The sequence below is a fragment of the Paraburkholderia sp. MM5482-R2 genome (genome assembly GCF_050436125.1).
Lineage (GTDB): Bacteria > Pseudomonadota > Gammaproteobacteria > Burkholderiales > Burkholderiaceae > Paraburkholderia > Paraburkholderia tuberum.
The window spans coordinates 2,282,193-2,299,062 of the sequence record NZ_JBNDLP010000003.1 but is presented as its reverse complement, the minus strand read 5'-3'; the positions used below and the strand labels follow the sequence as shown (position 1 = coordinate 2,299,062).

The following is a 16,870-nucleotide window of genomic DNA, read 5'->3' as shown; positions in this document are numbered from 1 at the left end:
GACGCGTTAAAGGGCAAGCGGGCTCAAGCAGCGGCCTTTTTCGTGTCGGCCATGCTCTGCGCGCGCATTGCGTCGTAGCTGAGCTTGTCGAGCGGCACGACGTTCTTTTCGCCGAGGTCGCCAAGCCGCACACGGAAGTTCTCACGCGCGCTCCATGCGGCGATCGCGCAGACGATCGTGATGGCGAACGTGATCGCGCCGATCGTCAGCGGCACGTTGTGCGATCCCGGCGGCGCGACGTAGGCGAACAGCGCCGGCAGCAGCGCGGTGATCGTCGTGCCGATGTTCTGGCCGATCGCCATCGCGGAGACGCGCGAACGGGTCGGGAACAGTTCCGGGTAGAAGCTCGGGAAGATCGCGTTGTAGCCTTGATAGATGACGCCCCACATCAGGATCGACACCACCATCGCAAGCGGCACGTTGTGGATGCTGATCGCGTACAGATACGCGAAAGAAAGCAGCCCTGCGCCGAGCGCGCCGACGATGATCGGCAGACGCCGCCCGATCCGGTCGGACAGATTGCCCACGTACGGAATCACCAGCACCGCGACGATGTTGCCGATCACCGGAATCCACAGATACAGGCTCTTCGAAAAGCCGATGCCGTACGACGGCTGCACCGCGTACGCCGCGCCGAAGATCGTCGCGACGACCGGGATCACGTTCATCAGCGAGCACAGCACGACGCGCAGCATGTCGCCCCAGTTGTACTTGAATGCTTCGACGATCGGCGAGCGCGGCACGCCGCCGCTCGCGTCCTCCTTCTCGAACGCGGGCGTTTCCTCGACTTCGCGGCGGATGATGTACCCGGCGATCAGCACGACCGCGCTGAGCAGGAACGGAATGCGCCAGCCCCACGCATTGAACGAGGCGTCGTTCATGAAATAGGCGAGCGGCAGGAAGATCGCGGCGGCCAGAATCTGGCCGGCCTGCACGCCTTGCAGCGTGAAGCTCGCGTAAAAGCCGCGTCGCCCGAATGGCGCGTGTTCGAGGATCATCGAACTGGCGCCCGAGATTTCACCAGCGACCGCGAAACCCTGGATCAGTCGCAGCACGACGAGCAGCACCGGCGCGAGAAAGCCGACGTGCTGATAGGTCGGCAGCAGACCGACCGCCATCGTCGACAGACCCATCAGGAACATGCAGACGAGCAGTACATTCTTGCGCCCGTGTGTATCGCCCCAGTGCCCGAGCACGACCGCGCCGATCGGCCGCGCGACGTAGCCGACGCCGTAGGTTGCGAGCGATGCGACGATCGCGATCTTGGGATTACCGGAAGGGAAGAACAGCTGAGGAAAGATCAGGGCGGCGGCCTGCGCATAGATGAAGAAATCGTAGTACTCGAGTGCCGAGCCGATCCAGCCGCTGGCGGTAGCCTTGCGCGCCTGCGAGCTATGCCCGCTGCTTGCCGATGCGTTCGTTTGCATGACGTCTCCTGAATGGGAAATGTTTTTGTCAGCTTCTACGGCTGAATCATTGGCGCCTTTAAACGGGCGCCGCGCAAGCCAGGATTTTCCTGGTCTCGTTGCCGCGGTGCGGCACAACGGGATGGATCGACGCGTGTCACGAGCTGGCGCGGCGCACTCCGGGTTAACCACGGCCTGAGTGCGCCGGGCATTGCATTCAAACCGGCTTCAAGCGACTGCCCCTTGCCGCACTGTTTCGCGGCCGCGACGACCGCTTCGGGGTCTGGCGCCTGAGCGGGCCGCATGGCGAAAGGAGCGTGAAGGTGACGGGCACGGTCGCGTCGAATCTGAGCGACATCGTCGTGCAGTGGGCGAAGGAGGGATACGGGAGTGTGGGCGGTGACGGCCGAGCGCTTGTCGTCGTCGGCGCGGATTCAGGTGTGCATCGAGTTTCTCAGGGAGCAGCTGACGCACGGACCGTGTGCACGGGTGACGCGCGGCGTGGGCGGACTCTGAGCTGCGCCTGCCAGGATCCGGTGCTCACACGCTTGCGCTTTTACACGCTCGAAGCCGTATCCTCTTCCGCCTCGTCCAGCTCGCTACGCTGAACCGTCGTTACGGAGTCGGGAATGACCGTGGTGGCCGTGACGGGCCGCGGATCTTCGATGCTGTAACGCAGGCGCCAGCCTTCGCGATAGAAACGCAGTTGCCGGTATCGCATCAGATAGACAAGTCCGACGAGCGCGGCGCCGAAGCCCGATGCAGCGCCGACGCCGAGAGCCCAGCGTGGCCCGAAACGGTCGGCGACCCAGCCGACCACCGGCGCGCCGAGCGGTGTGCCGCCGAGCGCGATCGCGAGCAGGATCGCGATCACGCGGCCGCGCATGGCCGGTTCGGTGGTCAGTTGCACGAGGCTATTGGTCGAGGTGGTGAAGGTCTGCGTCGACACGCCGATCGCGATCAGCACGATGCCGAACAGCACGTAGTTCGGCATCAGCGCAGCCGCCGTGCAGCCGACGCCGAACATCGCGCCGGCGCCGAGCAGCAGCCCCATGGTGGGCCGCGCGCGGCGCGCGGCCAGCAGAGCGCCGGTGACCGAGCCAATCGCCATCGTCGAGCTGAGCACGCCGTACTCGCCCGCGCCCGCACGGAACGCGGTGACGGACATCGTCGAGATGAAGATCGGGAAGTTCAGGCCGAAGGTGCCGATCAGGAACAGCATCAGGAGCGCCGCCTTCAGATCGGGGCGTGTCCAGACATATTTGAAGCCTTCGACGAAGCTGCCGCGCGAGCGCACATTGCGCGACTTGATATGTAACTGGTCCAGCCGCAGCATGCGCAGTGCACCGAGCACGGCGACGAACGAAAGCGCGTTGATCAGAAACACCCAGCCACTGCCCACCGACGCGATCAACAGACCCGCGACCGCTGGCCCGAGCATGCGCGCGGCGTTGAACGACGTGGAGTTCAGCGCGACGGCATTCGCGAGATCGCGTTCGCCGACGAGGTCGGATACGAAGGTTTGGCGTGCGGGGGAATCGAACGCGGTCACGCAGCCGAGCAGGCCCGCGAATACGTAGACCTGCCATAGCTGCACGAGCCCCGTGACCGTGAGCAGACCGAGCGCGAGCGCCAGCGTACCCATTGCCGCCTGGGTCGCGAACAGCAGCTTGCGGCGGTCGAAGTGATCGGCCGCGTAGCCGGTGAGCGGCAGCAACAGCATCTGCGGTCCGAACTGCAGCGACATCACGATGCCCACCGCCGTCGCGTTGTGATGCGTAAGCTCGGTGAGCACGAGCCAGTCCTGCGCCGTGCGCTGCATCCATGTGCCGATGTTCGAGACGATCGCGCCGCTCGCCCAGACACGATAGTTGAATATGCGCAGCGAACGGAACGTGGTGCTCACGGCAGGGGTTTCCTCAACGCGGGGTGGGGCGCATGCGGGTAGCGGCCCGCTTCAATTCAGGCTTTCAGCGCGCGAACGTTCGAGCAGATCGAGCACTTCCCGCGTCGTGCCGGTTTCGCCGAGGCGCGGGAAGATGCGCGTGATGCTGTTGCCGTGCGCGTCGGCGTTCAGATCGGTCATCGCGTCGACGACGAGCGTGACGTTCAGGCCCGCCTCGCTCGCGAAGCGCGCGGTCGATTCGACGCCGATGCTGGTCGCGATACCGACGAGCACCACTTGCGTGACGCCTTGCTGTTGCAGATACGCGGCCAGGTCCGTGTTCGTGAAGGCGCCCCACGTGCGCTTCGTGACCAGATGGTCCGACGGCTGCTGCTTCAGTTCGGGCAGAAGGTCGGCGAAGCCGGGCGGGAAGTCGGCGGAGTGGCGACCCTGGTCGGTGCGGCCCGGTGCGCCGGCGGTGACGTTCACGAGCACGACGGGCAGGCCGTGGCGGCGGAACGCATCGAGCAGCGTAACCGAGCGTTCGACGATTTCGCGGGCCGGATGGGGGGCGGTGGGCAGCGCGACGATGCCGCGCTGCAGGTCGACGACGACCAGTGCGGTTTTGGCGTCGAGAGTCGTGAGTGCCATGAAGTGCTCCTGCGAGTGGCGAGACGCGTGTGCGCGAATCGCGAGTTACAAATCGACGAGGCGTTTCAGCAGATCGACGCCCGTCGCGAGTTGTTGCTGTTCGGCTGCCGTGAAACGCGTTTCAATCGTGCGGTACAGCCAGTCTTCGCGTGCCGCGCGGCTTGCCTTGACCTTCTTGCGAAAGGAGGGTGTCAGCGACAGAACCGTCTGCCGTCCATCGTTAGGATCGGGCGTGCCGCTGACGAGCCCCGCGGCTTTCAGTACCGCGAGCGTTTCTCCCATCGACTGCGGCCGCATGCCGTGCGCACGCGCGAGCGAGGTGACGGTGGCCGGGCCTTCGCGTTCCAGCAAGTTCAGCACCTGCACCTGCGACGGCGTGAAGTCGCCGACATGCGACTCTTCGCGCAGACGCCGGCGCAGCTTGCCCGCCAGCACGCGCAGATCTTCGGCGAGCGTATGAAGTTCTTCCGGAGTAACTGCGGGAGGGGATTGGGTCATGCGGTGAACTCGTGCGATGACATGATGTGAAGGTTTCCTGATAAGGTTACCTTCGTATCTCGCCCGGGTCAAGTTTTGAGGTGGCGGGAGGCCGTACGCCGAAACGTCGCCACGATGGCCTCAGCGCGCCCGCATGCGCCGGTTGAAAAAGCGCCATACCGCTCCGCCGACGAGCATCGCACCGCCGAGCGCGAGTCCCAGCAACACCAGCGAACTCAGATGCTCGCGCACCACCGGCACGTTGCCGAACAGATAGCCGCCCGCGATCAGCGAGACCACCCACAGCGCCGCGCCGGCGGTGACGAACGCGACGAAGCGTGAGAACGTCATGCGCGACACGCCCGCGGCGAACGGCGCGAACGTGCGCACCACGGCGATGAACGGCGACAGCAGGAAGGTCAGGCGGCCGCGCGTCTCGCTGAACACGTGGGCGCGGCGCAGCGCATCGCGATTGAGCCAGTAGTAGTTGCGGATATAGACCTTGTCGCCGACCGCATGGCCGATCGCGTACCCGACGCTGCTGCCGGCCACCGTCGCGACGAACAGCACGGGCGCGATGATCCACACGTTCAACGCGCCGGTGGCCGCGAGCGCGCCGCAGATGAAGATCAGCGGATCGCCGGGCAGAAAGAACAGCGGCAGAAAACCGTATTCGACGAACACGACGACAAACAGCAGTGCGTAGATTGCCGTGCCGAACTGCACGATCAGCGCGCTCAGATGCTGGTCGAGGTGCAGCGCGATCTGCAGCACATTCATCAGGTTCATCTTGGCGTGGCCTCGGGTGGCGTTCGGATGTGATGAGTGTAGTCCCGCGAGCGTGCGTGCAGGGCGCTTGCGCGAGTTTATGCCATATGCCGCTTGTCGATGTAGCGGTGCCGATGTCAAACTCGGGCGGTCTTCATCGGACGCAACGCCATGTCGCACGATTCCGCCATCACCTTCCGATTTGCCGCTTTGCACGATGCCGAAACGATTCGTGCCATCGAATTCGAAGCGGGCCTGCGTTTCGTCAGCGTCGGCATGACCGGGATTGCCGACGCGCCGCCTATGGCGCGCGAGGTCGTCGAGCGCAAGATCGAGGCGCGCGAGATCATCGTCGCGCTCGACCAGCAGACGATCTGCGCGGGCTTCGTGATGTTCGAGCCGCAGCCGACGCGCATCTACGTTCAGGAACTCGATGTGCTGAGCTCGCACGCGGGCAGGCGCATCGGCGCGGCATTGATCGAAGAGGTCGCGCGAATCGCGCGCGCGCGACAATTGACACAGCTGGTGCTGTCGACGTATCGCGACGTGCCGTGGAATGCGCCGTATTACCGACGGCTCGGGTTTCGCGATCTCGACACGTCGGAGCTCGACGCGGCGTTGCTCGCGCGGCGCGACGCGCATATCGCGCGCGGACTCGATGAATCGAAACGGGTGTTTATGCGGCGCGAGCTTGTCTAGCGCACCAAAAGCGGCGGGCGTGACTGGAATTCAGTCACGCCCGCCGCTTTGTCATTTCATACAGCGGACATGAGCCCGCTGTGGCTACCGATTACACCGTTTCGAGCGCCGGATAATCGGTGTAGCCGACTTCGCCGCGCGCATAGTACGTCGCCGGGACCGGCTTGTTCAGCGGCGCATCTTCAGCGAAGCGGCGCACCAGATCCGGATTCGCGATGTACAACTGACCCCAGGCCACCGCATCCGCTTCACCGGAGTCGAGCACCTGCTGCGCGCTTTCCCTGGTGAACTTCTCGTTCGCGATATACGGGCCGCCGAACGCTTCCTTCAACTGCGGGCCGAGGCGGTCGTCGCCGAGCGCTTCACGTGCCGCGATAAACGCGATCTTGCGCTTGCCGAGTGCGCGCGCGACATAGCCGAACGTTGCGGCCGGATCGGAATCGCCCATCGTGTGCGCGTCGCGGCGCGGCGCGAGATGCACGCCGACGCGGTTTGCGCCCCACACGCTGATGCACGCGTCGGTGACTTCGAGCAGCAGACGCGCGCGGTTTTCGATCGGGCCGCCGTAGGCATCGGTACGCTTGTTGGTGCTGTCCTGCAGGAACTGGTCGAGCAGATAGCCGTTCGCGCCGTGCACTTCGACGCCATCGAAGCCCGCGGCCTTGGCGTTTTCCGCGCCCTCGCGGAACGCTTCGACGACACCGGCGATTTCATCGAGCTCGAGCGCGCGCGGCGTCACGAACGGACGCTCGGGACGCACGAGGCTCACGTGACCACCCGCCGCGATCGCGCTCGGCGCGACCGGCAACTCGCCGTTCAGGAACAGCGGATCCGAAATACGGCCGACGTGCCAGAGCTGCAGGAAGATCTTGCCGCCCGCCTCGTGCACGGCCTGCGTGACGAGCTTCCAGCCTTCGACCTGCTCCTGCGACCAGATGCCCGGCGTTTCGGCGTAGCCGACGCCTTGCGGCGTGACCGACGTCGCTTCGCTGAGGATCAGACCGGCGCTCGCGCGCTCGGCGTAGTAGCGCGCCATCAACGCGTTCGGCACGCGGATTTCCTCGGCGCGCTGACGCGTGAGCGGCGCCATGATGATGCGGTTCGGCAGCGTGATATCGCCAATTTGCAGCGGATCGAAAAGAGTCGGCATAAGAGTTCACCTTTGGCGGCGGGCAAGGCCCGAGCCTCAAAAAAAACTGCGTGAAAAAGGAAGCGCGGCGATGCGAATGCGGCGCTCAGAGCTTCGTGTTCATGTATTCGAGGAACGCCTGAATGACGGGCTCGTTGCGTTTGAAAAACACCCATTGACCAACCCGTTTCGACGTGACGAGCCCCGCGCGCTGCAACGCGGCCAGGTGCGCCGACACGGTGGACTGCGACAGACCACAGCGCGAGTCGATCTTGCCCGCGCACACGCCGTGGTCGAGCGGCAACTCCTGATCGGCAAAATGCGCGTGCGGCTCGCGCAGCCAGCCGAGAATCTCCCGGCGGACCGGGTTGGCCAGCGCTTTGTGGATCGCGTCGAAATCGGGCGTCATGTGGATGGTTTTCAGGTGATTCGGCAACCGGCACGCCGCAGGGCGTGCGCGACATGCATCGCTACAGAACGAATCATATATCGGAACTTAACGATATGGGTGAAAACACTACTGCGGATGGGGCGATAGGTGTCGGCGTGCAAAAAAGCCTGCACTTCTGCAGGACTGTGGATTTCGTGCAAATAGGCCTGAACTTATACTGTCGTATCGTGAAAAATGCGTATAAGCCAATGTTTTAGTTGAAATAATATTATTGGAGATAGAGCGTCTTGCACACTGCATCTAAGTCGAAAGCGCGACGGGTGCTCCGTGTGTAAATAAGTAGTCCGAAATATAAGATTGCACTTGCCAGTATCTGTAAGCCGCCATAGGATTATTGCAATTTGCTTCCATATTTGTCTGGAGAATCGACTGCTGGGAGATGCTTCGACCCTCACTGTTGGGTTTCGGCGAGCAAGACGGGCTGGAACACAAGTGAGCGAGCGAATTAGTGAACGACAGCAGTTGCTTACTTCGGCCTTACTATTTCGGTGTGGTCGACACGATCTGTTGCCAATTTGATCGTCGGCTGCTCGGTAGCGAGGCGTCTCGGTTCGGACAACGAGCTGGCGGCGATAATCAAAGATTACAAAGCAAAATTTGCTGTGCCCAAGAGCTTCCCAGAGACCAAGTTGGACTATTCAATTTGAGGTCGAAGGCCGGGGCGAGTCTGAAGCGCGGTCCAACGAATGGCTGGAACTTTCTAACGGCACCGGCCAAATCAGCTTTTCTTTGATGGCGGTATCGGTGCACAACAAAGTCTGCAGGAACGTAAGCTTCGTCGTTCGGGTACAACAAAGTCTGCAGCATCGGGAGAATTCACTGTGCGATGCACAATTCTGACTGAGCATGAGGCGTACCGCATCCTGCGCGATCGTGATCACCTTCGATACCTGCATTTACCACAACGCATTTGATCGACAAAGATCCTTCAAAGATGATTTTGTCGAACGCGATGGTCGCCAGATTGTCGTAAAAGAGAAAGCTGCCGGCTGCATCACGCAGGGATACTTCAAGGATGCCGAGACAACACGAAAAACGATGCGTGATGGCGTTTTTTATACCGGCGACATCGGCTCATTCGACGAACAACTACGCCTCTACTTCCACGGCCGAATGACCGATAGCATTCGCCATCGCGGAGAGAACGTATCAGCGTGGGAAATTGAGCACGTTGCGGGCACACATGACGATATCGACGACTGTGCCGCGATCGGCGTCGACACGGAGATCGGCGAGCAGGATATCAAGCTCTTTGTACAACCCCGCGCTGGCGCGACGATTGATCCCGTCTCATTCTACGATTGGCTTGCGCCTCGTCTTGCCGCATTCCAACGCCCGCGGTATATCGCTTTGATCGACGTATTCACCACGTTGTTATTGACAGTGGACACACCGGTTCATGGCAAGCGCGACCATGACGTGCACAACAATTTCCGACTGCCTTTGCCGTTCACATTTCGTTTGCTTGCCGACCTTCTAAGACATCCTGTATGGGCACTTCGGACAGCTTGGAGCGGCACGCCTCAACTCGTGAACCTTGCGAAGGCGCTCGGCGAGCATCCGGACCTGGCACAAAACGCCGCGACTTTGGCGCGCCAGATGGATCGCGCGCTGTCATGGAAGGACATTGATTGGATAAAAAAGCACTGGAACGGACGCATCCTGATCAAAGGCGTTTTGCGTTCAGCGGATGCTTGCCTTGCAAAGAGGCACGGTGCCGACGGTGTTGTTCTGTCGAACCATGGCGGCCGACAGCTTGATGGCACCCTGTCTCCAGTAGAACTGGTGCGGGAGGTGAGAGAACGAACGGGGGCGGCTTTCGACGTTTTCGTCGATGGTGGAGTCCGTCGTGGATCCGACGTAGTGAAAGCATTCGGACTGGGCGCCAGTGGCGTACTGCTTGGCAGGGCGCCGTTATACGGATTGGCAGCGCGTGGAGCGACAGGGGTCGCGCATGTATTGGCTCTTCTAAAGGATGAAATGAGTACTGCGATGACGCTGTTGGGGTGCGCAGATGTATCCGCTATCGCGGAAACTGTGATTGATTCGCTCGCAACGAGCACCGCAAGATCGGAAAGAGAATATGAGCGAGGCACAGACGAACGTTGCTGACGATAGTTTCTGCTGGAAGCATTGAAACCGGTCAGAACGCGCGAATGCCAACTTGTTAAGCGACAGCGTGACGATGCGCACGCAGATCTGTGCGTGGGCGCAGGCAACGGTGGAATAACCTACACTCTATTTTTGAAATGGTATACTAAAAGTTAATTTAGTAGGTTATATGGTCTGCATATTTTGTTGCCGACCGTCCCGTCATTCACGCAATTCTGAAGGAGTGGAAGTCATGCCCATCGTCCGCATCGAACTGTCGCCCGGCCGCACGCACGAGCAGAAGTCAAAATACGTCGAAGAGGTGACGCGATTGACCGTGGAGGTTTTGAAGTGCCCGATCGAGTCGATCGATGTAATGTTCATCGAGATTGCGCCGACCGACTGGGCGCATGCGGGCAAGTTCTACGCGCAACCCAAGTGAAATAGCGCGTCAGGAAAAGCTACAGACTGCGGCGCGGCTTGCCGCATGCGCCGTGCTGTGCGTTCAGTACGTCAGGACGCCTTGGCCGCCCGCTGGTTGTTCCGGAAATATCCCTGCACCTCGCGCTGCGTCTGTTCGATATGCTTTCGCAGCAGGCGCACGGCGTCCTTTACATCGCCGCGCTCGCAGGCATCCAGAATCTTCACGTGCTCTTCATGTGAGCGCTCATGCTGCGCAGCCATGGTGACCCGCAGACGCAGCAGCCGTCCCATGTGTTCTTGCACGGACTGAATTGTCGCTAGCAGCCGGGGACGGTCAGAGGGCGCGTAAAGCGTGTCATGGAATTGCGCATTGAGATCGCTCCATTCCTCGTCTTTCATGGCGGAATGATATGCAGAAAGCAGTTCACGCGCGCGTGCAATATCCGAGGATGCCATGTTCGGCACTGCGAGTTCGAGCGCACGGCATTCAAGAGCAAGCCGCATGTCGAGCATCTCGATGTAGTCCATGATGGTCAGCGTCGCAACGACCGCGCCAACGTTCGGCGTGAACTTCACAAGCCCTTCAGATTGCAGGCGCATGAGCGCCTCGCGCACAGGAATTTTGCTCACGCCGAGTTGCGCCGCGACTTCATCCTGCCGGATGGGCGAACCTTCCGCAAGCTCGCCATCGAGGATGCGGCGCTTGAGTTCGACGTACGCGCCTTGCGTCGCCGACATCGTTTTCTTGACGGTTTTCGTCTGGGCCATTTTGAACTGTCCTTCCACTTGCGTAAGGATCGCGTAGACGCGGCTTGCCCGCCGCATCGGTGTGACACGCTGCTGATATACGAAAATTATACTATCGGATACGTTGTCGTGCAGGAAATGACGGCCGACGAATCGCTTTTTACAGTGCCAGTCTATCTTGTAGCCGCTTATAGCGGGTTGCGGTGGCGACGCCAAGTGAGCGGAAGGCGTGGAATGGTACCGTGCGGATATCTGTAACGGGCACGGACATGTCTTCCTTCGGTGCACCAGTGACGCGTTGCGCAAGTTCCATCCCCAGCGCCGTCGATATTGCGATTCCGCGCCCGTTGCAGCCCACCGAGACATGCAGTCCCGGTTGCGGCTCGTGCACGTGCGGCAGGTGGTCGGTCGTGACGGCGAAAAAGCCGCTCCAGGCATATTGCCAATCAAGCCTGCCGATCGCCCCGAATAACTCGTCCCCGGCACGTTGCAGATACGGCACGATCTTCGCGTGGTCGAGGCCAGCAGTGGCACCCGACCCGCCCATCACGAGTCGACCGTCCGGCGACTGCCGGAAGGACGTCAATAGCTGGCGTGTATCCGAAGCGACATTGCCCTGCGGCAGGATCGCTTCGCGAAGTGCGCGAGGCAAAGGGGCGGTGGCTATCTGGGCAGTTCGCACAGCAACAAACGAGCGGGGCAGGCGCGGAACGAGCTCGTCGGCATAGGCGCCCGTCGCGACGATAACTTGCCTGGCAGCAATCTTTCCGCCGCCGTTGACCGTCACAACGAAGTGCCCAAGCGTGCCGTCGATAGATTCGACGCGCGTGCGATCATGGATTTCCACGCCAAGGGCGAGCGCCGCAAGTGCGAGGCCTCGTGCGTAACTGAGCGGCTGCACCGAACCACCACGCGGATCGAGCCATCCCAGTTTGTAACGCTTTGTGCCAAGCAAGCTTGCGAGTGCTTCGCCTTCGAGCTGCTGTGTGGCGATACCTCGTTTGCGCCATGAGTTGCATCGCCGCTCGACGGCCGCGATTCCCGAGCGAGTGAACGCAGGTTGTATCCAGCCGGAATTGCGCGCCGCACAATCGATTCGGAGGCGGCGAATGAGATCGAATACTTTCGCGGGCGCGTCACTGCCGAATTGCACCAGCTTTTCACCTGCCGCGCCTGGCCAGAGCGCCTCAACGACGTCCGGGTCCTGCTTGAGCCCAGCGATCACCTGACCGTTGTTTCTTCCGGATGCGCCCCAGCCGGGCTGGGCGGCATCGACGACGATGCAACGCACGCCCGCTTCGGCGAGATGAATCGCGGCCGACAGTCCCGTAAAGCCCGCGCCGATAATCGCGACGTCCGTTTCGATGTGACCAACGAGCGGGGCAAGTTGGGGCGCGGCGATAGCCGTGTCCGCCCAAAGCGACCCGGGCAGCGCTAGCGGCTCGCCGGCTAACAAAGTCTTGCTGTCCGCGCTCACCAGTTAGCCCTCGGTAAACTCAAGGTAGGTACCACACGCTTGGGCAGGCGCAATGCGAACGTATTCACCAGCGCGCCTGAACGGCACGGCGTTGGCGTTCAGCACGCGCTCTGTGGTTGCCAGGTTGGCCACGCGGATCGTCACGTTGGACAGATACGGTGCGGCGACACCGTCGAGCGCTAGACCTTCTCGTGCTGCTGCCGATTCGTTGAGCACGCGCACGGTGCTGCCATCCGGCAGAACGGCCAGCACCTCGTCCTGCGTGGCGCGAACGGCTTCGTCACCGAAAAGTACGGCAAGCTGCTGGGCGACGCCATCTGTATTTGCAACGACCGATGTGAGCCCGACTGCGTCCGTGGCGGTATTTGCATGATGCAGATATTCCGGTTTGCGCAAACGCTCCGGGGTGAGGTGCTCGCAAACGAGCGACGCCATCAACGCCGGTGCTTCGACCGGATCGAAAAATACGAGGCGAAACGAAACCGGAATGTTTCCCGTCTCGAGTTCGAAGTTCCGGGTCAGTTCGCGCGGCGCGGCGGGGTGCAAGCCGGCACCCGCCGCACGCTGATGGAGGTCGCGATTGTCGAGGTCAGAGCGGAAAGCAACGCCCATCTGGCCCTCGCGCACTTCGAGAAAATGCTCAAGGCCGTGCGTATAGCGGGCCGCATCGACGATACCTCGAAGCTCGTAATAGTTCTTCTCGAACATGATGCACCAGTTGCCGGTGCCCCATTCGATGTGGCTCCCGCGTGGTGGAACGGTGAAGCCCAGTTTTTGGTAAGTAGCCTTCGATTCCTCCATGCTACGGACGGCTATTACGGGGTGGTCGATACCAACGATACCAATCGACATAAGGTCTCCTGAAATCTGCGCAAGGGGCGCCAGCCTACGGACAATAAGGGAAATTCCCGTTGCTAACAATTTTGAGTATACGTACATTGATAATCGTATACCATAAGTTAGTGGTTTCATAGGAGCACTTCACAGCAGGCCGCTTACCAGTTCGCACATTTCTTTCTTCAGGAGCAAACGATGAAATTTCGCATTGCCAGGATTCTCCGGGTGGTTCTGCCTGCGCTTCCGTTCGTGTTTTCCAGCGCCTTCGCGCGCGCCGACAATCTTGTCGTGAAGATCGGTTTTTCAGCGCCGCTTACCGGCTCAAACGCGGGATACGGAAAGGACATGGAAAACGGGGTACGGCTCGCATTGGAAGACGCTCAGGCGCAGGGCGTGAAGATCGCAAACCAGACGGTAACCTTCGAGCTCGAGGCTCAGGACGATCAGGGCGACCCGCGGATCGGCGTGCAGGTCGCCCAGAAACTCGTGGACGACGGAGTGAGCGTCGTTATCGGTCATTTCAACTCGGGCGTGACGATTCCCGCATCGACGATATACGATCGCGCGGGATTACCGATGATCAATCCTGCCGCGACGAGTCCGGTCGTCACGTCGCGCGGCCTGAAATACGTCTACTCGACGGTTTCGACCGATGCGCAGCTCTCGGGCAATGCGGGTGCTTACGCGGTGAAGACGACGGGCGCAAAACGCATTGCGGTCCTCGACGACCGGACCGCGTTTGGGCAGGGTCAAGCTGATGCGTTCGTGAAGGCGGTGCAGGCAGCGGGCGGCAATATCGTTGCCCGTGAATTCACGACAGACAAAGCAGTGGACTTCCGTACCCAACTGACCAACCTCAAGGGATTGAATGCGGACCTGGTGTTCTTCGGCGGCCTCGATGCGCAGGCGAGTCTCGTTGCAAAGCAGATGAAGCAGCTTGGCTTGCGCTCACAGCTTGTCGGCGGCGGCATTTGTGACACGGACTTCGTCAAGCTGGCGGGCGGTGCCGCCGAAGGTGTGATGGGGTGGCAATACGGCTCACCGCTTGGCACCACGACAGCCGGGCGCGACTTTGCACAGCGTTTTCGCCAGCGGTTTGGCGTAGACGTGCTCTCATATGCACCAACGTCGTATGACGCCACGTGGGCCGCTATCAAGGCGATGCAGGCTGCCAAGTCGACGAACCCGGCCGAGTGGCGCGTGCGCCTGAAAGCAACTGACTTCGAAGGGGTAACAGGCAAGATCGCGTTTGCCGCTGATGGCTCCCTGAAGGATGCGGCTTCAACGCTGTATGTCGTAAAGAATGGTGTATGGACCCCGACCATCACGCGGACGTCATCGAATTGAGTGCCCATCAACGGCTGCGCTGGCGGTGCAGGCCGTTGTGTTTCTTTAAATGCGATTGACGGGAAACATGATGTCGTCAAGGGTAAGTTTTAAAGCACTCACCGAACGGTTGCAGCGGATTCTCGAGAGGGCTGGCTGCTCGTCGATTGTCGCCGCACAACTCGCGAGCAATTGCGCGGGAGCGGAGCGCGATGGTGCCAGGAGCCACGGCATCTTCCGCATGCAGGGTTACGTGTCCAGTCTACGGGGCAACTGGGTGGACGGTCATGCCGTTCCACGTGTCGAAGACGTCGCGGCTGGGTTCGTCCGCGTCGACGCAAAAAACGGCTACGCTGTCCCTGCGCTCGCGGCGGCGTCGGAACTCGCCATTAACAAGGCCCGACACAACGGTGTTGCCGTGATCGCAATACGGAACTCGCATCATCTGGGCGCGTTGGCGCTCGATGTCGAACCGTTCGCCGAGCGCGGCCTGGTGGCTATCGCGATCGTCAACTCGATGAAATCGGTCGTACCGCATGGCGGGAGGCTGCCGGTATTCGGCACGAATCCAATAGCGTTTGCTTCGCCGAGAGCGTCCGGTGCACCGTTTGTTTTCGATCAGGCGTCTTCGGCAATGGCGCACGGCGACGTGAAGATAGCCATGCGCGAGGGCCGGACACTGCCGCCTGGCATCGGAGTGGATCGTCACGGCGAGCCGACGAGCGATCCGGCCGAGATCGTCGGCGGTGGCGCGCTGCGCACCTTTGGCGGTCACAAGGGCGCATCCATCGCGATCATGGTCGAAGTGCTGTGCGCGGCTCTAGCAGGCGGACAGTTCTCGTTCGAATGTGATCTTGCTGCCATGCCCGGCGCGTCGACGCCGCGAACCGGGCAGACACTGTTGCTGATTGATCCGCGAACGGGCAGCGCGGGGCTCGCGGACTTTGCCACACGGGTAGACGAACTGCTTGCTCAAGTGCTCGCCGCGGGGCAGTCGCGCTTGCCGGGTGAACGGCGTCTCGCGATACGGGAGCAGTCACTGCGTGACGGTATCGAACTGAGTGTTGACGAACTCGCAAGCCTCGACTTGCTGGAAGCGCAGTTCGAAGCGTGAAAGCTGGATGGTGCGGCCCGGACGACGGGCTGCACCACTCTTAAAAGCGATCGAGTCTGAATGGTGTGAGATCGATCGAAGTTGGCGCCGCGGTGACAAGCTGCGCAAGCAGTTCACCCGTCAACGGGCCGGACGTGAGGCCAAGATGCTGGTGGCCGGTGCCGACGAGCACATCCGGGTCGTCCGGCAATGCACCGATAACCGGCAGGTAGTCAGGCAAGGTTGGGCGATCGCCGACCCATCGCGAGGCGATGCTAATTTCGCCCTTGAACCCGAAGACGCTTGCGAAATGCGCGGCCAGCATATCCGCCCGTCGCCAGTCAGGAGCGTCGCGCGCACCGAACTCAACCGTACCGGCAAGTCGCACGCCTTCTTCCATCGGATTGCAGGTAAAGCCGCCGCGCATGAACGCTACCGGAAGAGGTAGCAATTCGGTACCGGGCGATTGCAGCATGAGGTGATATCCGCGCTCCCGGATGAGCGGAATGGATCTGCCGAGCTGTTTGAGTAGCGTGCGCGTCGCGACGCCACCACATAGGATCACTTTCGCCGCGCAGTATGTGCGTTCTGGCGTACTAACTTCGATGATGCCCGGCGCGCGGCGGCGTACGGTTCGTACGTCGTCGCGTACGAACCGCGCGCCAGCGCTACACGCCGTCTGCATGATCTGCCGCACGGCGCGAGCCGGATTGACGATTGACGCCATATCAGGCAAGAAGCGGCCGTGATCGATGCCAACCTTCAAAGCGGGTAAGTACTGTTTTCGAACCGCCTCGGCGCTAAGCGTGGTGTAGCGCACTCCGTACTGGTCGAGGTTTGCGAGGTGACGAGCTTCGTCTGTGTTAATTGTTGGTCGGTCTGCGTCACCGGCAACACGTTCGTAGACATAGAGCGTGCCCGTGTCACGGTATACGTTTGCCGTCACTCCAGTCGCGCAGAGACGATTCCAGGCTGCAGGCGAGGCGCAGATCAGATTTGCCAGCGCGCGCATGTTGGCACGAAAGCGTGTCGGCATGGACTCGCGCGCAAACCGGAAGAACCACGGCGCGAGCGTGGCAAGCGCACTCGCGCGCAACCGTAGCGGACCCGCAGGATTGAACAGCATCGACGGAATCGCGCGCAGCGTATCGAGATTGGCAAGTGGTGCGATATGATCGACGGCGACGATGCCCGCGTTGCCGTATGAACAACCCTGGCCCGGGTCGAGCCTGTCAATCACCAGCACATTGACACCGCGCTGCGTGAGCGCCAATGCGGTCGCGCTCCCAACGATTCCTGCACCTACCACGATTATCGTTTCGTTATCCTTAGTGGTGCTCACGAGTTTCAATTCCAGATAGGGAGGTTGGGGGGGGCGCCGCGTCAGGGGGAGTTCCGGCGCGCAGCGCG

Annotated in this window: 16 protein-coding genes and 1 pseudogene; 6 read left to right on the top strand and 11 right to left on the bottom strand. The window is 61.4% G+C overall.

All coding sequences use genetic code 11. The features are described from left to right. Positions 1 to 23 precede the first annotated feature (23 nt). Positions 24 to 1,427, bottom strand: a complete 1,404-nt coding sequence (locus OKW37_RS32550; RefSeq protein WP_429403381.1) for an MFS transporter — start codon at positions 1,425 to 1,427, stop codon at positions 24 to 26. Positions 1,428 to 1,657: 230 nt separating this feature from the next. On the opposite strand from OKW37_RS32550, the pseudogene OKW37_RS32545 reads away from it, so the two are divergent. Next, positions 1,658 to 1,922 (top strand): annotated as a pseudogene (locus tag OKW37_RS32545) (LysR family transcriptional regulator); the annotation flags it as partial. Positions 1,923 to 1,962: 40 nt separating this feature from the next. Here the strand turns inward: OKW37_RS32545 and OKW37_RS32540 are convergent. The 4 genes from OKW37_RS32540 to OKW37_RS32525 all read right to left on the bottom strand — a co-directional run bounded on the left by OKW37_RS32540 (position 1,963) and on the right by OKW37_RS32525 (position 5,208). Beyond that, the gene (locus OKW37_RS32540) at positions 1,963 to 3,312 is read right to left on the bottom strand and encodes an MFS transporter (RefSeq protein WP_429403380.1); all 1,350 of its coding nucleotides are present in this window, start codon (positions 3,310 to 3,312) and stop codon (positions 1,963 to 1,965) included. 51 nt (positions 3,313 to 3,363) lie between these two features. Next, positions 3,364 to 3,942: an isochorismatase family protein gene (locus OKW37_RS32535; RefSeq protein WP_429403379.1), complete on the bottom strand. Its 579-nt coding sequence runs from the start codon at positions 3,940 to 3,942 to the stop codon at positions 3,364 to 3,366. A 45-nt stretch (positions 3,943 to 3,987) separates the two neighbouring features. Further along, on the bottom strand, positions 3,988 to 4,440 hold the full coding sequence (locus tag OKW37_RS32530; protein ID WP_429403378.1) for a MarR family winged helix-turn-helix transcriptional regulator: 453 nt from the start codon (positions 4,438 to 4,440) through the stop codon (positions 3,988 to 3,990). Positions 4,441 to 4,560: 120 nt separating this feature from the next. After that, complete coding sequence (locus tag OKW37_RS32525; protein ID WP_187613097.1) at positions 4,561 to 5,208, bottom strand: VTT domain-containing protein; 648 nt, start codon at positions 5,206 to 5,208, stop codon at positions 4,561 to 4,563. Between the two features lie 150 nt (positions 5,209 to 5,358). On the opposite strand from OKW37_RS32525, the gene OKW37_RS32520 reads away from it, so the two are divergent. Further along, entirely contained in the window at positions 5,359 to 5,886 is a 528-nt protein-coding gene (locus OKW37_RS32520; RefSeq protein ID WP_429403377.1) for a GNAT family N-acetyltransferase, read from the top strand. Positions 5,887 to 5,977: 91 nt separating this feature from the next. On the opposite strand, the gene OKW37_RS32515 is transcribed toward OKW37_RS32520, so the two are convergent. Together OKW37_RS32515 and OKW37_RS32510 are read right to left on the bottom strand one after the other, a co-directional pair. Continuing rightward, complete coding sequence (locus OKW37_RS32515) at positions 5,978 to 7,036, bottom strand: alkene reductase (protein WP_184065153.1); 1,059 nt, start codon at positions 7,034 to 7,036, stop codon at positions 5,978 to 5,980. 85 nt (positions 7,037 to 7,121) lie between these two features. Continuing rightward, positions 7,122 to 7,424 (bottom strand): ArsR/SmtB family transcription factor, encoded by a 303-nt coding sequence (locus tag OKW37_RS32510; protein ID WP_018424976.1) that lies wholly within the window; start codon positions 7,422 to 7,424, stop codon positions 7,122 to 7,124. 915 nt (positions 7,425 to 8,339) lie between these two features. Between OKW37_RS32510 and OKW37_RS32505 the strand changes: the two genes are divergently transcribed. Beyond that, positions 8,340 to 9,578 carry an alpha-hydroxy-acid oxidizing protein gene (locus OKW37_RS32505; protein WP_429403376.1) on the top strand — a complete coding sequence of 413 codons (1,239 nt, stop codon included), beginning with the start codon at positions 8,340 to 8,342 and terminating at the stop codon, positions 9,576 to 9,578. Between the two features lie 232 nt (positions 9,579 to 9,810). Continuing rightward, positions 9,811 to 9,999, top strand: a complete 189-nt coding sequence (locus OKW37_RS32500; protein WP_429403375.1) for a 4-oxalocrotonate tautomerase — start codon at positions 9,811 to 9,813, stop codon at positions 9,997 to 9,999. A 71-nt stretch (positions 10,000 to 10,070) separates the two neighbouring features. On the opposite strand, the gene OKW37_RS32495 is transcribed toward OKW37_RS32500, so the two are convergent. The 3 genes from OKW37_RS32495 to OKW37_RS32485 form a co-directional block, all read right to left on the bottom strand. Then, a complete protein-coding gene (locus tag OKW37_RS32495) occupies positions 10,071 to 10,748 on the bottom strand; it encodes a GntR family transcriptional regulator (protein WP_429403374.1) in 678 nt (225 codons plus the stop codon). A gap of 139 nt (positions 10,749 to 10,887) precedes the next feature. Then, on the bottom strand, positions 10,888 to 12,204 hold the full coding sequence (locus tag OKW37_RS32490; protein WP_429403373.1) for an NAD(P)/FAD-dependent oxidoreductase: 1,317 nt from the start codon (positions 12,202 to 12,204) through the stop codon (positions 10,888 to 10,890). Positions 12,205 to 12,207: 3 nt separating this feature from the next. After that, positions 12,208 to 13,056 (bottom strand): VOC family protein, encoded by an 849-nt coding sequence (locus tag OKW37_RS32485; protein ID WP_429403372.1) that lies wholly within the window; start codon positions 13,054 to 13,056, stop codon positions 12,208 to 12,210. A 180-nt stretch (positions 13,057 to 13,236) separates the two neighbouring features. On the opposite strand from OKW37_RS32485, the gene OKW37_RS32480 reads away from it, so the two are divergent. Both OKW37_RS32480 and OKW37_RS32475 read left to right on the top strand, forming a co-directional pair. Beyond that, positions 13,237 to 14,388 carry a branched-chain amino acid ABC transporter substrate-binding protein gene (locus tag OKW37_RS32480; protein WP_429403371.1) on the top strand — a complete coding sequence of 384 codons (1,152 nt, stop codon included), beginning with the start codon at positions 13,237 to 13,239 and terminating at the stop codon, positions 14,386 to 14,388. Positions 14,389 to 14,437: 49 nt separating this feature from the next. Continuing rightward, positions 14,438 to 15,481, top strand: coding sequence for an Ldh family oxidoreductase (locus OKW37_RS32475; RefSeq protein WP_429403370.1), 1,044 nt, complete (start codon positions 14,438 to 14,440; stop codon positions 15,479 to 15,481). Between the two features lie 40 nt (positions 15,482 to 15,521). On the opposite strand, the gene OKW37_RS32470 is transcribed toward OKW37_RS32475, so the two are convergent. Further along, positions 15,522 to 16,802, bottom strand: coding sequence for an NAD(P)/FAD-dependent oxidoreductase (locus OKW37_RS32470; protein ID WP_429403369.1), 1,281 nt, complete (start codon positions 16,800 to 16,802; stop codon positions 15,522 to 15,524). Positions 16,803 to 16,870 lie beyond the last annotated feature (68 nt).

Bases quoted from the DNA above. Each gene is read 5' to 3' on its own strand.
- OKW37_RS32550 (WP_429403381.1), bottom strand. From the start codon at position 1,427: ATGCAAACGAACGCATCGGCAAGCAGCGGGCATAGCTCGCAGGCGCGC.
- OKW37_RS32535 (WP_429403379.1), bottom strand. From the start codon at position 3,942: ATGGCACTCACGACTCTCGACGCCAAAACCGCACTGGTCGTCGTCGAC.
- OKW37_RS32530 (WP_429403378.1), bottom strand. From the start codon at position 4,440: ATGACCCAATCCCCTCCCGCAGTTACTCCGGAAGAACTTCATACGCTC.
- OKW37_RS32525 (WP_187613097.1), bottom strand. From the start codon at position 5,208: ATGAACCTGATGAATGTGCTGCAGATCGCGCTGCACCTCGACCAGCAT.
- OKW37_RS32520 (WP_429403377.1), top strand. From the start codon at position 5,359: ATGTCGCACGATTCCGCCATCACCTTCCGATTTGCCGCTTTGCACGAT.
- OKW37_RS32515 (WP_184065153.1), bottom strand. From the start codon at position 7,036: ATGCCGACTCTTTTCGATCCGCTGCAAATTGGCGATATCACGCTGCCG.
- OKW37_RS32510 (WP_018424976.1), bottom strand. From the start codon at position 7,424: ATGACGCCCGATTTCGACGCGATCCACAAAGCGCTGGCCAACCCGGTC.
- OKW37_RS32500 (WP_429403375.1), top strand. From the start codon at position 9,811: ATGCCCATCGTCCGCATCGAACTGTCGCCCGGCCGCACGCACGAGCAG.
- OKW37_RS32495 (WP_429403374.1), bottom strand. From the start codon at position 10,748: ATGGCCCAGACGAAAACCGTCAAGAAAACGATGTCGGCGACGCAAGGC.
- OKW37_RS32485 (WP_429403372.1), bottom strand. From the start codon at position 13,056: ATGTCGATTGGTATCGTTGGTATCGACCACCCCGTAATAGCCGTCCGT.
- OKW37_RS32480 (WP_429403371.1), top strand. From the start codon at position 13,237: ATGAAATTTCGCATTGCCAGGATTCTCCGGGTGGTTCTGCCTGCGCTT.
- OKW37_RS32475 (WP_429403370.1), top strand. From the start codon at position 14,438: ATGCGATTGACGGGAAACATGATGTCGTCAAGGGTAAGTTTTAAAGCA.